Annotated in this window: 16 protein-coding genes; 4 read left to right on the forward strand and 12 right to left on the reverse strand. The window is 47.0% G+C overall.

The annotated features are described in order from the left end of the window. Nucleotides 1-11: 11 nt before the first annotated feature. The 3 genes from R3D00_05985 to R3D00_05995 are packed head-to-tail and all read right to left on the reverse strand — an operon-like array spanning nt 12 to nt 2813. Nucleotides 12-803, reverse strand: coding sequence for an SDR family oxidoreductase (locus tag R3D00_05985; protein ID MEZ4772716.1), 792 nt, complete (start codon nt 801-803; stop codon nt 12-14). Between the two features lie 15 nt (nt 804-818). Beyond that, nucleotides 819-1520 carry an SDR family NAD(P)-dependent oxidoreductase gene (locus R3D00_05990; protein MEZ4772717.1) on the reverse strand — a complete coding sequence of 234 codons (702 nt, stop codon included), beginning with the start codon at nt 1518-1520 and terminating at the stop codon, nt 819-821. 15 nt (nt 1521-1535) lie between these two features. Then, entirely contained in the window at nt 1536-2813 is a 1278-nt protein-coding gene (locus tag R3D00_05995) for a cystathionine gamma-synthase family protein (GenBank protein ID MEZ4772718.1), read from the reverse strand. A gap of 159 nt (nt 2814-2972) precedes the next feature. Between R3D00_05995 and R3D00_06000 the strand changes: the two genes are divergently transcribed. Both R3D00_06000 and R3D00_06005 read left to right on the forward strand, forming a co-directional pair. Continuing rightward, nucleotides 2973-3434: an Lrp/AsnC family transcriptional regulator gene (locus tag R3D00_06000; protein ID MEZ4772719.1), complete on the forward strand. Its 462-nt coding sequence runs from the start codon at nt 2973-2975 to the stop codon at nt 3432-3434. A gap of 111 nt (nt 3435-3545) precedes the next feature. Then, complete coding sequence (locus R3D00_06005; protein MEZ4772720.1) at nt 3546-3992, forward strand: hypothetical protein; 447 nt, start codon at nt 3546-3548, stop codon at nt 3990-3992. On the opposite strand, the gene R3D00_06010 is transcribed toward R3D00_06005, so the two are convergent. From R3D00_06010 to R3D00_06020, 3 genes are all read right to left on the reverse strand, one after another. Continuing rightward, nucleotides 3976-4239: a CatA-like O-acetyltransferase gene (locus R3D00_06010; protein ID MEZ4772721.1), complete on the reverse strand. Its 264-nt coding sequence runs from the start codon at nt 4237-4239 to the stop codon at nt 3976-3978. The two genes, R3D00_06005 and R3D00_06010, sit on opposite strands and share 17 nt — an antisense overlap. A 64-nt stretch (nt 4240-4303) precedes the next feature. After that, nucleotides 4304-4867, reverse strand: coding sequence for a DinB family protein (locus R3D00_06015; protein MEZ4772722.1), 564 nt, complete (start codon nt 4865-4867; stop codon nt 4304-4306). 78 nt (nt 4868-4945) lie between these two features. Beyond that, entirely contained in the window at nt 4946-6868 is a 1923-nt protein-coding gene (locus tag R3D00_06020; GenBank protein ID MEZ4772723.1) for a glycoside hydrolase family 28 protein, read from the reverse strand. Between the two features lie 118 nt (nt 6869-6986). On the opposite strand from R3D00_06020, the gene R3D00_06025 reads away from it, so the two are divergent. Next, on the forward strand, nt 6987-9821 hold the full coding sequence (locus R3D00_06025) for a glycosyl hydrolase (protein MEZ4772724.1): 2835 nt from the start codon (nt 6987-6989) through the stop codon (nt 9819-9821). An 86-nt stretch (nt 9822-9907) separates the two neighbouring features. Here R3D00_06025 and R3D00_06030 read toward each other — a convergent pair whose 3' ends face one another. Beyond that, nucleotides 9908-11980, reverse strand: coding sequence for a TonB-dependent receptor (locus tag R3D00_06030; GenBank protein ID MEZ4772725.1), 2073 nt, complete (start codon nt 11978-11980; stop codon nt 9908-9910). A gap of 111 nt (nt 11981-12091) precedes the next feature. Further along, nucleotides 12092-13456, reverse strand: coding sequence for a linear amide C-N hydrolase (locus R3D00_06035; protein ID MEZ4772726.1), 1365 nt, complete (start codon nt 13454-13456; stop codon nt 12092-12094). A gap of 97 nt (nt 13457-13553) precedes the next feature. Here R3D00_06035 and R3D00_06040 point away from each other — a divergent pair, with 97 nt between their 5' ends. After that, nucleotides 13554-14411 (forward strand): alpha/beta hydrolase, encoded by an 858-nt coding sequence (locus R3D00_06040; protein ID MEZ4772727.1) that lies wholly within the window; start codon nt 13554-13556, stop codon nt 14409-14411. Between the two features lie 2 nt (nt 14412-14413). Here R3D00_06040 and R3D00_06045 read toward each other — a convergent pair whose 3' ends face one another. From R3D00_06045 to R3D00_06060, 4 genes are all read right to left on the reverse strand, one after another. Beyond that, the gene (locus tag R3D00_06045) at nt 14414-16558 is read right to left on the reverse strand and encodes a family 10 glycosylhydrolase (protein MEZ4772728.1); all 2145 of its coding nucleotides are present in this window, start codon (nt 16556-16558) and stop codon (nt 14414-14416) included. 28 nt (nt 16559-16586) lie between these two features. Beyond that, nucleotides 16587-17921 carry a family 16 glycoside hydrolase gene (locus R3D00_06050; protein ID MEZ4772729.1) on the reverse strand — a complete coding sequence of 445 codons (1335 nt, stop codon included), beginning with the start codon at nt 17919-17921 and terminating at the stop codon, nt 16587-16589. Between the two features lie 161 nt (nt 17922-18082). Further along, entirely contained in the window at nt 18083-18496 is a 414-nt protein-coding gene (locus R3D00_06055; GenBank protein ID MEZ4772730.1) for an RNA-binding protein, read from the reverse strand. Nucleotides 18497-18664: 168 nt separating this feature from the next. After that, on the reverse strand, nt 18665-19558 hold the full coding sequence (locus R3D00_06060) for an NAD(P)-dependent oxidoreductase (GenBank protein ID MEZ4772731.1): 894 nt from the start codon (nt 19556-19558) through the stop codon (nt 18665-18667). Nucleotides 19559-19574: the final 16 nt, after the last annotated feature.

The raw sequence follows: 19574 nt of genomic DNA on the forward strand, positions 1-19574 counted from the left end.
ATAGATATTTTTTATGAAATACTTTGTTCAAGATACTCCGCCCACGTCTGCGAATGTTTGACAATGGCACTGGTCGTAAGCCCGCCTTCGGCTAGGTTTTTGCCGAGCTTGCCCGCAAGCGTAATGGGCACATTGATTATCCATCGCTTTTTATTATGGGCTTTAAGCCACTGTGCAGCCGCCTCTCCCATGGTTATTACCTCCGGCCCACCGATTTCAAGGGTGTCGTTGATTGGGCCATTTTCGTAAATATCCATCAGTTTATCCACGACAAAAATCAACCCCACCGGCTGATATTTGATGGCTTTGGGCATAAATGCTACAGGATATTTCAGGGCCTTCTTAATGGTTGTATTGAGAAAAGTATGAAACTGCGTAGACCGCAAAATGGTATAATCCACCCCGGCATCTTTTATTACCTGCTCAGCGGCAATTTTGATTTTGTAATAACTGATCGGCAACTTATCGATGCCTACAATGGAGACATAAATTATGTGATTCACGCCTGACAATTTTCCTGCCTCCAGCATTTTGCGGGTTCCTTCTACATCGGTAGCCGGGTTAAACGGCCGGGTAGCAGACGCCAGGTGAAAAATGGTATCGATATTTTCAAGACATTCACTCAAACCTTCTCCGGTAGCCAGATCGAGTTTTTTCCAGTGTGTTTTCAGGATGTCATTTGCAGGCTGATTTCGGCTACCGATCACATAAGGGACATGGTTGTTTTCAAAAAAACTGACCAGTTCCCGCCCCAAAAGGCCTGTTCCTCCGGTTACCAGTACTTTTTTTGCTGAGTTACTCATCAGATGTCAGATTTATCACCAGGGAATTTCTCTTTTGTCCCGGAGAAATTTACCCGAAAGACTCAAGGGTGCTTCAGTTGCCAGCCATACGGGGGTTTCTGCTCCTTTTTCTACCGGACGATTTGCGCCACTGCCTCCCATATCGGTTTTTACCCAGCCGGGACAAACTGCATTTACCGCGATTCCCTTTCCCGAATAATACGAGGCTAGTTGAAGGGTAACCCCGCTAAGTGCGGTTTTGGATAAACAATATACCGGAGAAAAGGTGCTCGCGCCCTGTGAAATTGCCCCGCCTCCGCTGGAAATATTGATAATCCGGCTGCCTTTTTTGAGCAAAGGGTCAAATGTTCTGGTCACAAGCAGTGGCCCTACCGAATTGGTATGAATGGTCTGATAAATGATTTCCGTAGGAATGTGGATGATATCGTGTGATCCGTCCAGAAGCACAGCCGCATTGTTGACAATCACATCCAGATGACCGGTCTCTGATTCCACCTCATCCAATGCCCTTCGAATACTGGCTTCTTCGGTTACGTCCATCTCTACAAAAGTAGCGCGAATGCGTTCTCTGGAAAGCAACTCTATTGCCTGAAGGCCCCGCTCGCGACTTCTTGCAGTCAGAAAAACGGAAAACCCCAACTTCCCGAGCTGTCGGGCTATTTCAAAACCAATTCCCTTATTGGCACCCGTAATCAGGGCGGTCCTGTTTGTGTTCATGGTACCAATATAGGCTTATTTGGCCATCTGTTCAACCCCCACATTTACCTTCTCCAGCGCCCGCTCCAGATCAAAAATGATATCTGCTGCAAACTCAACTCCTACGCTGAGTCTGACCATTTTCCCGGTAATGCCCATCTCCTCCCTGTGCTGGGGATCAATCCCCGCATGGGTCATGGTGGCGGGGTGTTCGGCCAGACTTTCGGTGCTGCCGAGGCTGACTGCGAGTTTGATGAGGCGAAGTGCATTGAGGAAACAAAATGCGTTTTCCTCCCCACCTGCCACATCAAACGAAAGCATGGCTCCCGGCGCTGTACACTGACGGGCGTAGATTTCATGTGCAGGCGTACCCGGCTGAAGAAGTCCGGGGTAATACACTTTCTCGATTTTGGGGTGGTTTTGGAGGAATAAAGCCACCTGCTGTGCATTGGCGGTCTGCTGATCCATCCGCACTTTGAGGGTTTCGAGGCTGCGCAGCAATAGCCAGCCGGTCCACGGGCCTGCCATATTGCCCAAAAATGTGCGTAATGTTTTGACACGGGTCATCAGGGTTTTATTGCCCAGCACGGCTCCGGCAATCACGTCGCTGTGCCCGCCTATGTATTTGGTGGCCGAATATATGACCAGATCTGCTCCGTGCTGCAACGGATGCTGCCACAAAGGCCCCATATAGGTGTTGTCCACGGCAGTGAATACCGGCTTTTCAGCAGTAGAAAAATACCGCGCCACGGCTGCACACCCGCTGATATCGGTCAGGTCATTGGTAGGGTTGGCAGGCGTTTCAATATAGATAAGTGCCAGCCGGTCGGCCATCCCTGTGTCTTCAATCTGCTTTATCAGTTCCTCCGAAGAAATCCCGGGTCGAAAACCGATTGCGTGAATGCCCATTTTACTTAAAAAATGATGGATAAAATGATCGGTTCCTCCATACAGCGGATTGCTGTGTACAATCAGGTCGCCGGGTTTGAGAAATTCGAGCAGCACGGTCGTAATCGCTGACATTCCGCTCTCAAAAACAGCACATTCTTCTGCCTGGTCCCAAAGGCAAAGGCGGTTTTCGAGAATCTCAAGGTCTGGATTGTTGATTCGGCTGTAAATTAACCCCATCTCTTCATTGGGCCTTTTCTCTCTGAGGCCATAGGCAACTTCGAAAAAGCCTTTTCCTTCCTCTGCGGTTTTAAATACAAAGGTAGAAGTCTGGAAAATGGGGCATTTGATCGCACCTTCGGAGAGTTCGGGTTTGTACCCATAACTCATCATCAGGCTTTCGGGGCGGAATTGGTGGTTTTGCATAACTGAGGGTATTAATTCTCCTTCAAAAGTAAATATTATGGTTAATATTTCTTAATTAATATCTATAATCAGAATATTATTCTTTAATTCGCCACATCATAGAATAAATACATATTCAGACCCCTTCATTTCACCTTTTTCAGAAAATTATTCTGCCCTATGACCGACCACATCGACAGATCTATCCTGCGTTTGCTCCAAAAAGATGCAAAAATGACTACCAAAGAGCTCGCCTCACAGCTCAGCCTGACCGCCACTCCGGTATTTGAGAGAGTCAAAAGACTGGAAAAAGACGGCTATATCAAGGGCTACCGGGCCGTACTCGACCGGCACAAACTCAACCTTCCGCTGGTAGTATTTTGCAATGTGGAACTTGAAAAACACAGGGAAGAATTTCTCGCCCGGTTTGAGCAGGATGTACAGTCTCTCCCCGAAGTGGTGGAGTGTTATCATATCGCCGGGCATTATGATTACTTGCTCAAAGTTGTGGTCAAAGACATGGAAGTATATCAGCATTTTGTCACCCGCAAGCTCGCCGCCCTCGAAAATATCGGCAAAGTTCAAAGTTCTTTTGTGATGACAGAAGTCAAAGACAGCGGATTGCTGCCTGTTGCGACATAACTACAATACGTTGCGACATAGGTGATACCTCATAGGAGCCGCACAGCCCCATCTTTGTATCGTTGGTTGTGCCAACAATCTTTTTCACCATAACCATTTAATCCTATGAAAATGTCATCATTCATCCGAACCCTTTTCTCCCTTATTATGTTCTGGGGTATCCACACCGCAACCGCTCAGAATTTCCACGTATGGAATGAAGGCGCGGGTCTTAGCACCAGCCAGCCCTTAGGCGCAAAACTGGTAAATAAAACCTTTACACTTTCTTCCACCAAAAACGCAGTGCTAAACGGAGTAGTCGTAACTTTCAGTACCGACGCTTCTCAAAATATTGTCGCCAGCGTCAAAAATGCCTCGGGAGAAGTCCTCGCAACCAATAAAACCGTTTTCTTCCGCCAGGTACCGGGCGGTGGTACCGAAATTGCCTTTGACCTCGATACGCCTGGAGATGCCAGCCTCAATTTTATTGTCGCTTTATCCCGGGCAACAAAAGTAACCGGTAAAGCCACCATAAACGGGGAAGACACAGCAGTAGGTGTGCTTAGTACGCTTGCCTGACCACCAGCTTCAATTCCCAAAAATACTTCCCTACATGGATTCCATCCATGATGGCGTGATGAACTTCTAACCAAACGGGGATTTTCATTACGCCGTTTTCGTTATACACTTTGCCCAGCACGATTTTGGGAATGGTATCTGCCCTGCGAAACCGGCGTGCATGCTTAAAGGAGGTAAAAGCTATCCAGGGAATAATGGAAAAATGTATCAGGTCAAGCGATTCTTCTCTGTCTTCCAGTTTTTTCACGGCTTTCTGCGCAGCGATTTTTTCCTTCCCATCCGAGCGTACTCCTGTACATCGGAGGGCTACATTAGCGCTTCATGGCATACGTCTCCTTAGCCTGATTGAGATGGCGCTTCTCATGAGTTGTGATAATATCAAATGCTCTTTCCAGCGAATAGACAATCACTTTGCTGGCGGGAGAATGAATGACTTTCCTCGCATCAATCAGATCGCCACAGCTTTCCATCCAGTCCGCAAGTGCTTTCTGGTGGGCTTCAAACCGTGAGAGAATATCTCCTTCGATCTGGCTTTGCGAAGGTTCCCAGATCGGGAAGGTTTTCATCTTCTTTTTCCTTTCCGGCTCGACAGACTTGAGAATAAAGTTTCCGAAAAAATTGACAAGAAAAGGAAACCTTGCGTGAAAGGGCGGCTGATAGGTACCCTTCCTGATTCCTTCCACAATCGGAAGGTAGGTCTGGTTGATGGTAATCAGGTGATCCATATTTTGCGCCACACTCCATACGCCGGCATTGGGCTGCCAGTTGAGTTCCTCCGGCGTAAGGTTAGCAAAAGCCTCCTGAAATGCACGGGTGGTTTCCTGAATTCCTTTTTTCCAGGACTGGATTTTATTACTTGTGGAGGGCAGTGGCATAGGTATTTTTGCGATAAATGTAGCGGAATCGGGCAAAAATTCAAACTCTGTCGCCGGGGATTATTGCTAACAAATAGCTTACTCTATTTTCAGTTCAAACGCTGCTCCGGATTTCTCAATATGCAGTTCCTGTTTTTCCGAATTGTACTCCCACGATTCTGCTCCAGCAATACTTTTGGGCTTAAATGCAGATTTTACCACAATCGTCCAGTGATGATTTCTCTCCGCCGAAATCTTAATTTCCTTTCCATTATTCTTCGAGGCAACTGATACGGGCGAAATATAAAATCCATCTCCCAATGGCTCAAAATAGCTGATTTCGCCGGGATTTTCGGAAAGAACATATAGCTTCATTTCCTCTGAAAATTTTGCTGTATCACCCGGTTCGATCAACACCATATTTTTCAGATCAACGGGAGCAATATGGAAATGGCTGTCTTCTTTTACGCGCTCATATATCTGTTTTTCCAGATCTCCGGGTTCCTGTCGATGGGGTACCGGATCGGCATTTAAAAATACAGGCTCAGGAAGCGCTATTCCGGAAGAATTTTCCAGCACCGTGGGGTCATGTTTTTTCAGTGTGATCGACACATTTTCCATTTTCCAGTCTCTGGCGTAAGTGACCGTTCCGCCCGATTCTGCTTCAATGGCGATGTTTTTCCAGGTCAGATCGTGAATAGGTTTTTCCGGATAGGCATTGGCGTAGAAAGCCCTTTGGGCATTTTTTACTTCGATATCTGTTAATAAAATGTCTCTGAATTCCGGTATTCCTTTTTCTGGCGGTTCGACTACCTGGGTCATGGTTTTCCACCACTCCGGTCTTTCTTCTTCGGGAATTTCATCTGGTATTTGTGGATAGCTGTATTCGGGATACCAGTTAAGTTCAAACTGAAAAGGGCTGTTGACATCGGTCATTTTTATGTCGTGAAACCAGACATTTTCAATCAACCCTCCGCGAACTTTTGCCGACTTAAACCTGATACCGGTATTGGTTCCGATTGCTTCCAGTCCATAAACTTCAATATTTCGCATCCCGCCGGAAGTCTCACTGCCGATGGTAAAAAGCCCGTGCCCCGCCCGGGTGATACAGTTGCGGTAAACGATATTTTCTGCGGGCTTGTTGACTCTCAGTCCGTCGGCATCTCTCCCGGCTTTGATGCAAAGATTATCGTCGTTGCAGTCTATATCGCAGTTTTCGACCAGTATATCTTTGGAGGAATCTGTATTTATCCCGTCTGAACTGGGGCCATACCCATCGATATTGTTGCGGATAATCAGACCATCGACGTGAACCTTTTCCGAATAGGTAAGCGAAATCGTCCAAAACCCAGCCTGTTTGACGGTGAAGTCTTTGAGCAATACATTTTCAGACTTATAGATTACGACCGGCCTTACTCTTTTACAGTCGTAGTCCACGGCCCACCGGATATTGCGATTCTGGTAGTCCACCCACATCCCTCCGCTGCGTGGCGGATCACCCCAAAATTTGTCCCACCAGTATTTACCGCTGCCAAAAATGGTTCCCTTGCCCGTGATCCGCACATTTTTTTCCTCATATACATTGATCAGCGCGGCAGGCCAGTCCATCTCAATTCCTGCCACCCGGGTGCGTCTTTCAGGATAATACAGATCATCGGGTATGGCAATCAGCGTTACTCCTTCCCCAATGTGGAACTCAACATTAGACTTAATAAAAACCGCCCCTGTGAGGTAGTCGCCTGCCGGAAAAACCACCTTTCCTCCGCCTGCTGCTGCCGCAGCGTCTATGGTCTGCTGAATCGCATCAGTATTAAGCGTTTTTCCATCACCCACTGCTCCGTAGTCAGATACCTGAAAGACCTTTTCGGGAACCCGGGCAAATGCCGGATTGTAAAATACGGATTCCAGATCGGTTACCAGTTTACTTTTTTTACCTGAATCAGGAGAACCACATCCGGCCAGAAGGATGAGAAAAATGGCGGGCAATATTCGGAGAGGTTGGGGCAAAGAGGCTATTTCCACAGGTTTAGATTTTTGTTAGGGCTAATAAAATGGTTTTTTACCTGAGTAACAAACCACCCCTACTTCCGGGGATTTTTTTAATTTACCTTCCGTAATTAAATCCATACATCTTCCCGAAATGAAACGCGCGATTCCCATTCTTCTGCTTTCTGCACTTTTTATGGCCTGTGAGCCACCTGCTCCCGGTTTTCATTTACCCGAAATAACCCGGGAAACCAAACCCTGGTCCCGCTGGTGGTGGCAGGGAAGTGCCGTAACCCGGGAAGGCATTACCGCTGAGTTGGAAGCCTACCAAAAAGCCGGTTTCGGGGGACTCGAAATCACCCCTATCTATGGAGTACGCGGTGAGGAAGATCAGTTTGTCGAATATTTATCTCCCCAATGGGTGGATCTGCTGGAATTCACCCTCAGCGAGGCAAAAAGGCTGGGACTGGGAATAGACATGGCCACCGGAACAGGCTGGCCTTTTGGCGGCCCCTGGGTAGGCGAAAACGATGCCTGCAAATATCTCGCCTATAAAACCTGGAAGTTGAAAGAGGGAGAAAAGCTTAACCAGCCCATCGAATATCAGGAAGAAGGGTATGTCCGGGCGGTTACCAATCACGTCAATCAACCGATACGGGCAGAAGACCTCGTTCAGCCTGTGGCGGCAAATAAAAATCTTCAGGCCCTGGCACTGGATCAGGTTCGCTTTCCGCACTCCATGCCCTTACAATCGCTGGTGGCTTATTCGGATCGGGGCGAGTCTGTCGATCTCATGACGCATGTAACGCCCGAAGGGAAACTCAACTGGCAGGCGCCTGCCGGAAGCTGGACCATCTATGGAATATTTCAGGGGCAACATGGGAAAATGGTGGAAAGAGCCGCGCCCGGAGGAGAAGGAAATGTCATTGATCATTTTTCCAAAGAGGCTATCCAACACTATCTGGCCAGGTTTGACAGTGTTTTTGCGGAAAGAGACATAAGTACACTAAGGTCTTTTTTTAACGATAGCTACGAAGTGGATGATGCGCTTGGACAGGCAAACTGGACGCCCGGCCTGCTGGAGGCTTTTCAGGAAAAACACGGTTACGACCTGCGCGCACACTGGCCTGCCTTATTCGGAGAAGATACCGAAGAAAATCATCAGCGCGTCCTTTCAGATTTCCGGGAAACGATTTCTGATTTGTTGCTGGAAACATTTACCACAGAATGGAGCCAGTGGGCAGAAAAAAGAGGCGCCATCACCCGAAACCAGGCGCACGGTTCACCCGCCAATATTCTCGACCTTTACGCCGCATCTGCCATCCCCGAAACAGAAGGCACGGATATCATACGCATCAAACTGGGAACCTCAGCCGCACATGTCACAGGAAAAAAACTCGCTTCTTCCGAGTCCGCCACATGGCTGAATGAGCATTTTTTCTCCAGTCTCGCCGATTTAAAACAAAATACAGACCGGTTTTTTGCCGGCGGGGTAAATCATATTTTTTATCACGGGAGCTGTTATTCTCCTCCCGGAGATCCCTGGCCGGGGAGGCTATTTTATGCAGCCTTTCACGCCAATTCAAGAAATCCGCTCTGGCATGATTTTCCTGCTTTTAACCAGTATATCGCCCGCACACAATCTTTTCTCCAGTCAGGAAAACCGGACAATGATATTCTCCTCTATTTTCCCGCTTATGACCGGTTTGCTGCTCCTCAAAAAGAGTTGCTGGATCATTTTGACGGGCGCGGTCCGGGTTTCATCGGGTCGGAAGTCGAAGTGCTCGCCCGCAAACTACAGCAGGAAGGATATTCGTTTGACTTTATTTCAGACCGCCAGATTCAAAATATTAGTATATCAAATGGAAAACCGGAGACCGGAGGCGTCTCTTATCAGACCATTGTTTTGCCAGCCTGTAAATATTTGCCTTTAAATACCCTCAGTCATATCCTGATGCTGGCAGAAAATGGCGCACAGGTCGTGATCCATCAGGCTTTACCTGAAAGTGTCCCCGGATTGGGCAATCTGCAGGAAAATCAGGCCCGGTTTCTTCAACTCCTCGAAACGCTTTCCTTTGAAGAAACAACTGTTGGTATAAAGCAGGCCAGCCTCGGCAAAGGCTCGGTTTTCATAGGAGGCGATATGGAAAAAATGCTGGCTTATGCCGGGACAGAACCGGAGGCAATGGCCGGAAAGGACCTGAATTATACCAGAAGATCCTATGAAAATGGCTATTATTATTTTGTCGCCAACTGGTCGGGAAAGGAAATGGAGGGGTGGATTCCGCTACAAAAAGACGCGCAGTCTGTGATGATCTATGACCCTGTAACGGGGGAAAAAGGAATAGCCAAACAGCAACCCGGAGAAGATGGAAAACCTGAGATATATCTTCAGCTTTCTCATGGCCAATCGCTTATCCTTATCACTTCTGACAGAATACCGGAAGAAACGCCCTGGCATTATCTCACAAAGACCGGAAAAACCTCTGCTTTGGAAGGTGAATGGGAAATACGCTTTATCGAAGGAGGGCCCGTGCTTCCGCCTCCGGTCAAAACCAAAAACCTTGTTTCATGGACTGAACTGGGAGAAGATTACCAGCATTTTTCCGGAACAGCGGTCTATCAGCTTGTTTTTTCCCGCCCCGAGGGCGATGGCTGGATTCTGGATCTGGGCGGGGTGCATGAAAGTGCGGTAGTAAAACTAAATCATACGCCCATAGGGACGTTGTTTGGGCCCACCTACCAGATTTTTATTGATCCGAAACTTATAAAAGAGCACAATACTCTTGAAATTGAAGTGTCCGGACTAATGCTCAACCGCATCATTGACATGGATCAGAAAGGGGTTCCGTGGAAAAAATTCTATAATGTAAACTTCCCCGCGAGGAGAGCCGAACACAGGGACGAAAACGGTTTGTTTGACGCTTCCCGTATTTCACCGGTTCCTTCCGGATTGCTAGGGCCGGTGACACTTTCTCCCGCAAGGTAACGCAATGGTGTGCGCTCCGGAGGGTACGGTTTGCTGTGTTTTATAGCCATCTGAACTGATTCGCCTTTCATTCGGGGTTATCATAATTACGCCCCTTTGGCGAATTTCAGTCCCACAAAAAACGTCCTTGGTCGCGCCGGGCCATAGATATAGTTGCTGTCCCGATACCTTCCCGTGTCAAAATCGCGCTGATAGCTGTTGAATATGTTTTGAACCCCTCCCGATATTTCCAGTTCTGGCCCGGTTTTCCGGAATGAAAATCTATAGCTGATTTTGCTGTTGAGCTCAAAAAAATCGGGCGAATCTATCACTACATCCTGCACTGTTCCTTGCGCTCCGGCAAAATGGGGCACTTTCATCGTTCCTGTATAAATGCCCGAAAGAGAACCGCTTAGTATTGATTCTGGTAAAATACTCAGGGTGAAAAATCCATAAGCATTGGGGGTGCGAAGGTAATTGCGGATTCCGGGAACTTCACTGGACCAGGCTATGGGTTTGTCGTAGAGGGATGACTGCAACGTAAAGCCGGTTTCTACCTGAACCTTCTGGTCGTAATTCAGCCGCCCTTCCAGCGTAATGCCTTTGACCGTAGAATTGCCGCCATTTTTGCGCAGCAATCGCTGATTGCCTGCTGCATCGGTACCGATTTCTTCCAGAACAAATGTATTGTAGAGTCGGGTATAAAAAACCTCCGCCGTAAATCCGTAGATATAGTTGGGTTGTGGATTGTTGTAGTCTGCCGAAAAACTGAAGCTGTCTGATGTTTCTTCCCGAAGATCTTCGGCGATCTGCACCCTGCTTATTCCCCCTCCGGCAAAAGCTATGTGCAGATCAGTTTCAAACGCCTGAGGTGCTTTAAATCCTTTGGCATAACCTGTTCGCAACTGGATGTTGTACACAGGTTTAAATAGCAGACTTAATCTGGGCGTAAAAACAGGGTGATCCACAAAATTGTGAACATTCATCCGCACGCCACTCAGGAGGGTAAGTTTGCGGGAAAATGCCCAGTCGCTTTGTAAAAAACTGGCGGTAAGGTGGGTCGTCTGATCAATGAGGTAGCCGTAGGCCGGAATCTGGTCGAAGGTATAGTCATACTGGTGTTCTAGACCTCCTGTAAAGGTATTCTGGCTTTTGCCAATCTGGATTCTGTGGTTGTATTGCACACCGCCAACTACGGTATGGCTGCGGGTATTTCCCCATCCGTCGCTTTGGTCTATGCCGGTGTAATGCAGGCGCGTTGTGCGCTGGAAGGAAATAAAAGTATTGACCCAGAAAGTTTTGTCTTTTGGGGTAAATGAATAATCCAATCCGCCTACGGTGATATGGTGCACTCTTTCTTCCGCCTGGTCAGTCTGTTCTGCCGGTAATTCAAATTTATTTCCTCCCCGGCGGTATTCGTAAATCTGCCAGGCGTTGATGCCGATTTTATGCGCAGGTGCGGGTTTGAAAAATAGTTTTGTCCCGAAGGAATGGTTTTCCAGACGGGGAATCTCGGAAAAATCGTCATTGTTGGCGTCGTAATAGTCGCGATATCGGTGGGAAGTGAAAACAGACATTCCCGCGGTTTGTTTTTTGTTTACCAGGCTTAGGTTTCCGTTGAGAAAATGATCGGGAGTCTTACCATCAATCAGGGAAGAACTCTGTGAAAAAGACCAGTCGTTGTTTCGGGGCTCTTTGGTGATAATATTGACTGTTCCGGCGATCGCATTGGCACCAAACAATACAGAACCGCCGCCACGTACAATTTCCACTTTTTCTACCTGCGAAGCCGGAATCTGTTCCAGGCTGTAAAGGCTCATCAATGAGGTGAATACGGGGCGGCTGTCGATCAATATTTGACTGTAATTGCCAGCCAGTCCGTTCATCCGCAGTTGGGTATAATTGCAGGTCTGGCAATCTGTTTCCATCCGGAGACCGGGCTGGAAACAGATACCTTCGGAGAGCGTGTTTGATTGGGTGATGCGGAAGGTGTTGGCTGTAAGGACGTTGACTGCGACAGGATTGTCAATTCTTCGTTTGGCAGTGCGTGTACCCGAAATGACGATTTCTGTCAGGTAGAAAGAGGAATCGGAAGAAAACGGTTGATCCCCTGACTGTAAAGACTGTGTAAAAATGTATCCCGGCAGCATGATTACTGCCATAAGATAAAAGGTTTTCATGTTTTGTATTTAGTTATGGCAAATATAAAAATTAAATTGTACGATACAATAATTTAGGTGGGTCTAAATATATTTGTATCGTCAATTTCCTGCTTGCCATATCTTTACGGCTTATTCCAGTCTCATTCCCTGAATGTGATAATTCTCATGTAGTAGTAAAGCTACCTGTGAAAATTGTTGGGGAAGGTCTGCCTGGTTCCATTCTGCAAAGATAATGGGTTCGTCAATGGAAGGCCGCTGATTGTGATCTTTGTCCACGACAGCGGCAATAGCATATTCGGCTAAGGGAATATTGTAAAAGGCAAACTCTTTGACGCCATTGTACATGAGTAGTGTGCCTACCAGTTCTGATCTGCGGGTGGAAAATTCCTCCTGATTTCTGAGCGTCGCAATAAGTACATACTGGTTTTCCAGCTTTGTATCAAACGACACCACAAGGCTGGTATGGTTGTGAAATAGCGCTACCCTCGAAGGTTTTTGTGCCTCGAAGATAAACCGGGAAATATCGGACAGATTTTTTGAAATGCCGATCTTTGGCATCGTGATATCAATCAGGTGCTGGTTGGCTGCGAAGGTCAGGGGCTGAAGACTCCATTTCCTGGCATTCAGCTCTGCATATTGCGGGTTTTGCCCTGCCGCAAAGTCAAAATCCGAGAATGCGATACTGCGTATTTTTTTCTGATCTCTTGTACGAAACTGAATTCTCTGCCTGCTAAGGTCATAAACGATTTGCCATTGGGTAGGTTGGCTGCCTTTTTTTTGATAAGCGCTTTCCAATACATCAAAAAAACTCTCCGTCTCATCACTTTCTTCAGCGAGCGTACGATCTTTTAGCCGTAGATAACGGTTGAGTGTATGATTTCCCTTGCGGAATGTGCCTTTGTTTTTTTCATAATAGATACCGGCGATATACGCGGCACTATTGGTGCAAACTGTGCTGTTATCTGTGCGTGGCGAAATTACCGGTTTTCCGTTCAAAAACTCTACAATCACAGACTCTCCTGATTGGTCTGCGATGGTATAATGAATTTTTCCTCCGACAGGCCGGATGCTGAACTTCCCGGCGTTTTGGGCAACTTCTTTGGCTGTGGCATAATTGTCGAGTTGATACTGAATCCATTCCAGTTCTCCGATATATTGTTGTGTGGGGTCAAACGGGTAAACGGTTTCTTCCAGCCATAGCATTTCTACTACCAACCCTGCTTCATTCATGCCGCCATAGGGCAGATTTTTCCCATACTGGTTGAAGGTAATACTCCCAAATGTTGAAGTCCATGTAACGGGTATGCCCTCGAAAATGGGCAAGGCAGATCTGGTTTCACCCCGGTTATTCTGGATCAGGTATCCTTCGCCAAACATCCAGTCGAAATTTTTCCCCACATATACGCCTGCATCCGTCTGAATGACGAAAGATGAGCAGCATAAAACAACTGCAGAATAAGCGAGAAGAAGTATGGTTATCACAGTCTTTTTCATAAAACTAAAATAGGAAAGATTCAGGATCTGATAACATTGTGTCTTACGTTTTTCAGCTATATATTCAATGTTCCAACTTACCTCAAAAATTACTGCTATGACTCAGCATTTGATTAAAACTGCGGTCGTTTTATTTTTGACCGCTTTCCTCCCTTCTTTTTTATTAGCACAGGAGCCTGTCGTTATTCCGCTTTGGGAAAATGGCGCCCCCGGTTTTGAAAACCGCAAAAATGAACCCGAGCAGGCGCAGGACTGGTGGGTACGCAATGTGCACAATCCTTCCATCACCGTTTTCCTGCCTCCCAGAGATATTGCTACGGGTACGGCGGTGGTGATCTGTCCTGGTGGCGGGCATAAAAATCTTGTATTTAATGCTGAAGGGCGCGATGCTGCGGCTTATTTTAACAGTATTGGGGTTGCTGCATTTGTACTCAAATACCGCCTTGCCCGGGAAGATAATTCGCCGTATTCGCTCGACATTCATCCTCAGCAGGACGGCTACCGGGCGATGCGCCTGGTCAGAAGCCGGGCCAAAGAGTGGGAAATCGATCCAAACCGCCTGGGCATTATGGGTTTTTCTGCCGGCGGGGAAGTGGTTTCTATGCTAGCTTATGGTACAGGTGAAGGTGATCCCAAAGCTGCCGACCCGATCGACCGGGAGAGTGGCCGCCCTGACTTTCAGATACTGATTTATCCGGGGCCGCTGGGCATTCCGGATGTGATACCATCTACCGCGCCTCCGGCTTTCCTCGCGGTCGCCAATGACGACCCTTGCTGCCTGAAGCCTACAATGAAAATTTTGGTGGGCTACCAGGCCGCCGGTGCCAAAGTGGAAGCGCATATCTATTCCCATGGCGGACATGCCTTTAATATGGGCCTTCGCTCCAATCTCATTACCCTGCAGACCTGGCCGCAACGCCTGACTGACTGGATGAAAGACAATGAGTTATTGTAGCGCTACCATTCTGCTACAACACTTTCATATGCGTGCAGTTCCTGAAGCCTGAATTCCAGGTAACCCTCTTTCCATGTGAAAGGGACTGGTTTGTGATCTGTAATGGTAAACATGCCCGACGGCTGGGTTTGCATTTTTATCCTGAAATGAATATCTCTGACCGGTAACGGTGCGAAATAGGTATTGCCACTGAAGCCGGTCAGGTTGATCAGATGGATGATCATACCGTCAGGTGAATGTTTGTCTATATTCTCCGGTGTGTTGAGGGTATATTTTTGCACAATAACTTCTACCCGCTCATGGGCGTCAGTAGAAAGTAGATCTTTGATATCCGGGCAAAGATATTCTACTACATCGAGCAGAATATTTTTATGCTGTTCGTATCCGTGGAGGTAGTACAGTTTGCCGAGATTTTCGGGAAGCAGGGCCGCTTTGCTTTTTGCGTGGTGTTTGATCCCCAGTGCGTAAAAACCTGTGGGTTCGTGTCCTCCGATTTTTTCGGGAGGCCCCGGCCTGCCGGGTGTGTATATCGGCAACTGTTTTTCATCCGCACCGGCAAAGTCATAAAGGCCGAGATTAAATTTCCAGAAAAGGATTTTCTGAGGAAGAAATCGCCGGAAAATGGTTTTGTCTTCCGGTGCCAGGTAAAATCCATCTCCTTTATGGTTTTTGTCTATGACGTTGGCGCCAAAAATACGCGCCAGTGCATCCGGATTTCCGGTAAATGAGCGGTTGGTGGCTATCAGATGGGTGCCGTTTTCGCACAGGTTGGTAATTACAGCCAGAGACAGCGAATCAAGAGTGACAATTTCAGGGAAAATGATTATCCGGTACTTGCCCATTTTTTCGGCGAGGTGGCCGATTTGTTTGTCTTCAATGATATCAAACTGCAAATGCGCCTCTTTGAGCATCAGCTGAATGCCCCGGTATTCCTGCATCGGTTCGCCTCCGGGCCAGTAGCCAGGCGCGATGACAGCAATTTGTGCGGGAGACTCGTATTTCCCAAAATAGGGTTCGTATTGTTTGTGGAGCCCGTAAATCTCGCGCCAAACAGGAAAATTCCGTTCATCTTCATAATCACGGAAATCGCCCATCAGGCTGATGTCAAGGCCGGAGCCGTTGGCGATATTTTCATACAGGCGGATGGCAGTTTCCTCAGGCTCTATGGCATTGTACCTCGATTGGAAAGAAATCTGTTGGATACTGGCATTGCTGACGATATGGTCGGGGTACGAATTTTCGACATTATTGACATTGTCAGAAGCCATGTAGGGCCAGTAAGGCAGGCTGTTGGTTTGCGTTTCATGGCGAATGATATCGACATAGGTATCGTTGTATGTACAGATAGCAATCTGCGGATTTTTGGCCTTTACACGCTCATGCAGATGTTGGCGCCAAATATCAGTAGTGGCAGTTTTAAACGCCTGGTACTCGCGAAATACCGGATCAAGTGGATTTTCCTCCAATGGCAGTTTTTTTCCTCCGCTAAAGGCTGCAAAACTTTTTTTATCCCATTCATTCTGGTCAATGCCGTAGTATTTTCCTTCATAGGCATTGGCGGTGTGATAGCCGGGCATATTGAGGAAAATTCCGTCAATGGGGTAATTATCAATGACTTCTTCAATGATTTCGAATGCTTTTTCCTGTAAATAAGGGGCATTCACGCTGGTGAGGTACATATCGTCATTGGTGATTCTTTCCCCTTTCTCAGAAATATAACACCAGTCTGGATGTTGTTCAAAAATGCTTTGCTGTACTCTGCTGAAATCAAATCTGACGATCACCCTGATTCCCGATTTATGGCATTTTTCTATGACATCCCCCAGCATATTTTCCTGCATGTACGGGTTGGTGTAATGGAAAGGTAGTTTTGTAGGGTAAAAGGCCATAATCCCTCCGGCATTGATCAGTAAGACATTTGCCGAAAAACCCTGGAGGTCAGCTAAGAGGGAATCAACATTTAGCTGCGCTTCATAAGCAGGGAGGTTGGTCTGCAAGAGGCGAAGGTTGTTGCTTTTCCACCAGCGCATGGTATCGGGCCATTCTGCCAGCGAAGCAGATAGCTGTGGGCTGTGTTCCTTGTGAGGAGTGCAGCCTGTCATCATCCCAATCAGGGAAATGCAAAAAATCAGGGCAAGGGGTTTCATATGAGGAAAGTTAGAATTCGCCAGGTCGTTACCAGCCAGGTACAAAAAGATCTTTATAATCGAGTTTGCAACTATCGATAACGGTCAGGAAATAGTCGCTTTCATTTCTGTCAGGCTCAAAAGCAATATGACTGAATGTAAACAGACACCCCATTTCTTTTGCCAGAGAGATAAACTCGGGGTTGGGTATTTTCAGCCGGTTGTCGATTTCTATGGCTTTATGGTTGTTTTTGGCGAGCGTGAGCGCCTGTCGAATGCGGGCGTCGGTCCATATTTTTGAGTAACTGTCTTTGAGTTCTTCCGGCAGAAGTGTAGGGGTAGCCCATATATCAACGGAAGGATTCTCCAGCCCTTTCATAATTTCTGCGAAGTAGGTGTCGGTAAATTTTTTCAGATTCGTCTCAGACGCCTGAGAAGCCTCAATATTCATATCACTGATGACATAGTCGTATTTTTCCAGTTCTTCGGGGGAAATATCCTTTAGAGTGGAAGGGTTGTTTGCTTCAAGGCCCGTAAAAACCGGCAGATTTTCCAGGTTTTCTGTTGTGGGTCTTCCGGCTTGAGAGAGTATGCCCACATTAACACCTTCCCGGTAGGTATTTTGAACGGCCCGGTTTGCGCTAAAGGATTCGGTAGGGACTACGTGCAGATCGATAAAAGCAAACTGCTTTGACTGTAGGCTTTTCATTTGTTCGAATGCTTTACTGAAAGGCATCGAATCACCGGAAGGGCCGCCATCGGGCAATTTTTTTACCTGAATATTTCTGTAGAAGACTTTACTTCCGGGGTCATGTCCCTGGAGGGCAAAAGTCCCGGATTCCAGGCTATCGGCTACCGAAATGAGATGATCAACGGTAACGATATCGTTTACTTTCACCAGCAGATGTTTGCCTTCAAAGCGAATGGTCATGGTAAACCATACACTATCTGGAGCGAAAGCTTTGTAGACGTTTTTTACGCTGTAAAGACTTCCGGTTTTTTTGAGTTCGCGGTAATCCCCGCCGCCGATGTGGGTATTGTTGACCTGGACTTCATGTCCGGCAGATGGCCAGCCTTCTTCCTGAAACCGGGTATGGTAATAGACCCCGGAATTGGCGTGAAGGTGTGTCATGATTTCGAGCTTAAGCTCGAAATTGGTGAATGATGCGTTGCCATCCTCTCCCATATAAAACAGGTGGGCGCGGGGGCCTTCGGCTATAAGTACGCCGTCTTCCACGCGAAACGAACCAGGGTTTTCATTGACTTTCCATCCGGACAGATCCGTACCGTTGAACAACGAAATCCATTCCTCTTTTGGTGCGGGCTCCTGGCAGCTTGTGAAAGCGAGAATGAGCAGAGAAAAAAAGAAGCTTAGGGGTTTCATATAATAGCAATGGTTAGTAGTAGATAATGGGCCTCAGCGAGTTCTATGTCTATATAAGGAAAGATTTTGAATGAATGATGTGTGAGAGGGATAAATTTTGAGTTTTGGGCAAAAAAAAAGCCCCTTTGCAGGGGCTTAAATTTTTTAGGATATATAGATAACTAGTATCTCTTGTTGTATCCACCACCGTCGTTGTCGCGGTATCCACCGCCACCACCACCACGGTTGCCACCACCGTAGCCACCACCGCGGTTGCCGCCGCCACCACCGTAGCCACCGCCACGGTTGCCGCCGCCACCGTAACCGCCACCGCCTCTGCTATCACCACGCTCTTCTCTCGGTTCAGCTTTTTTTACAACAATTGTTCTTCCGTCCAATTCAGTATTGTTCAGTTCTTTAATGGCGTTTAAGCCTTCTTCGTCGCTGGGCATTTCTACAAATCCGAAACCTTTTGATTTTCCGGTGAATTTGTCAGTAATGATTTTTACTGAGCTAACGTCTCCGTATTCTTCGAAGGCTTCCTGAAGGTCTGACTCTAATGTGTCAAAGTTTAATTTTGCTACAAAAATGTTCATAAAAAAAAAAGATGATAATAGATTAAAAGGTAAATCCTGTGTAGCAAATGGAATCTTTCATAAAAATAACTTTACTAAACAATAATTTCCTCGTTACTACAAAGATACACGAATATTTCAAGTATAAATGCAAAAAGTTAAATATTTTTTTTAAATTCACCGTGAGGGTTACGAATAATGCACATTTGATATTTTTTCTAGTGCAAGTGTGAGTGAATGGGTTCCTTTTTTTCCGTAGCCCTGAGCCTCAACTGCTTTATAAAGTTGGTGTACAAGTGCCAAACCTGGCAGGGAAAGATTCATCCGGCGCGCTTCTTCGAGGGCAATTTCCATATCTTTTACAAAGTGTTCGACATAAAAACCGGGTTCGAAGTTGCGGTTTACGATCCTGGGGGCGAGGTTGCTCAGCGTCCAGCAACTGGCTGCGCCGCCACTGATGGCCTCCAGCATGACATTGAGATCAAGTCCGGCTTTGTAGCCATAAAGTAAGCTTTCACAGACGCCAACCATCGTCCCTGCAATGGCGATCTGGTTACACATTTTGGTATGTTGGCCCGAACCTGCTTTGCCTTCGTAAATGATATTTTTCCCCATGATCTCCAGCAAAGGCATGATGTGATCAACATCCGCTTTGTCTCCGCCTACCATGATGGACAATGTGGCATTTTTTGCTCCCACATCTCCGCCTGAAACGGGTGCATCTACGGAGCCGATCCCCTTTGCCCGGGCTGCTTCATGTATTTTTACAGCAAGGCTTGGGCGGGTAGTGGTCATATCCACCAGCGTACTTCCCGTTTTTGCTCCGGCAAGGATGCCATTTTCCCCAAAATAAACCTCCTCTACATCTGTAGGAAAGCCTACAATGGTAAATATAATATCGGCCTGTGCGGCCACTTCCTTCGGTGATTCTGCCCATTTTGCGCCTTTGTCCAGGGCTGCCTGAGCTTTTGCTTTGGTACGGTTGTAAACTACCGCTGAATATCCTTTGTTGATAAGATGACCGACCATGGAAATGCCCATGACTCCAGTGCCAATCCATCCGATTGTGGGTAAAGAAGACATAGTTTGCGATTAAATT

This window comes from Bacteroidia bacterium, from assembly GCA_041391665.1.
Taxonomy (GTDB): Bacteria; Bacteroidota; Bacteroidia; order J057; family J057; genus JAGQVA01.

What these genes read in the sequence shown, in the direction of transcription:
- R3D00_06035 (MEZ4772726.1), bottom strand. Translation starts at nt 13,456, where the DNA reads ATGAAAAAGACTGTGATAACCATACTTCTTCTCGCTTATTCTGCAGTT.
- R3D00_06025 (MEZ4772724.1), top strand. Translation starts at nt 6,987, where the DNA reads ATGAAACGCGCGATTCCCATTCTTCTGCTTTCTGCACTTTTTATGGCC.
- R3D00_06055 (MEZ4772730.1), bottom strand. Translation starts at nt 18,496, where the DNA reads ATGAACATTTTTGTAGCAAAATTAAACTTTGACACATTAGAGTCAGAC.
- R3D00_06015 (MEZ4772722.1), bottom strand. Translation starts at nt 4,867, where the DNA reads ATGCCACTGCCCTCCACAAGTAATAAAATCCAGTCCTGGAAAAAAGGA.
- R3D00_06000 (MEZ4772719.1), top strand. Translation starts at nt 2,973, where the DNA reads ATGACCGACCACATCGACAGATCTATCCTGCGTTTGCTCCAAAAAGAT.
- R3D00_06005 (MEZ4772720.1), top strand. Translation starts at nt 3,546, where the DNA reads ATGTCATCATTCATCCGAACCCTTTTCTCCCTTATTATGTTCTGGGGT.
- R3D00_05990 (MEZ4772717.1), bottom strand. Translation starts at nt 1,520, where the DNA reads ATGAACACAAACAGGACCGCCCTGATTACGGGTGCCAATAAGGGAATT.
- R3D00_06045 (MEZ4772728.1), bottom strand. Translation starts at nt 16,558, where the DNA reads ATGAAACCCCTTGCCCTGATTTTTTGCATTTCCCTGATTGGGATGATG.
- R3D00_06040 (MEZ4772727.1), top strand. Translation starts at nt 13,554, where the DNA reads ATGACTCAGCATTTGATTAAAACTGCGGTCGTTTTATTTTTGACCGCT.
- R3D00_06050 (MEZ4772729.1), bottom strand. Translation starts at nt 17,921, where the DNA reads ATGAAACCCCTAAGCTTCTTTTTTTCTCTGCTCATTCTCGCTTTCACA.
- R3D00_05995 (MEZ4772718.1), bottom strand. Translation starts at nt 2,813, where the DNA reads ATGCAAAACCACCAATTCCGCCCCGAAAGCCTGATGATGAGTTATGGG.
- R3D00_06030 (MEZ4772725.1), bottom strand. Translation starts at nt 11,980, where the DNA reads ATGAAAACCTTTTATCTTATGGCAGTAATCATGCTGCCGGGATACATT.
- R3D00_06060 (MEZ4772731.1), bottom strand. Translation starts at nt 19,558, where the DNA reads ATGTCTTCTTTACCCACAATCGGATGGATTGGCACTGGAGTCATGGGC.
- R3D00_05985 (MEZ4772716.1), bottom strand. Translation starts at nt 803, where the DNA reads ATGAGTAACTCAGCAAAAAAAGTACTGGTAACCGGAGGAACAGGCCTT.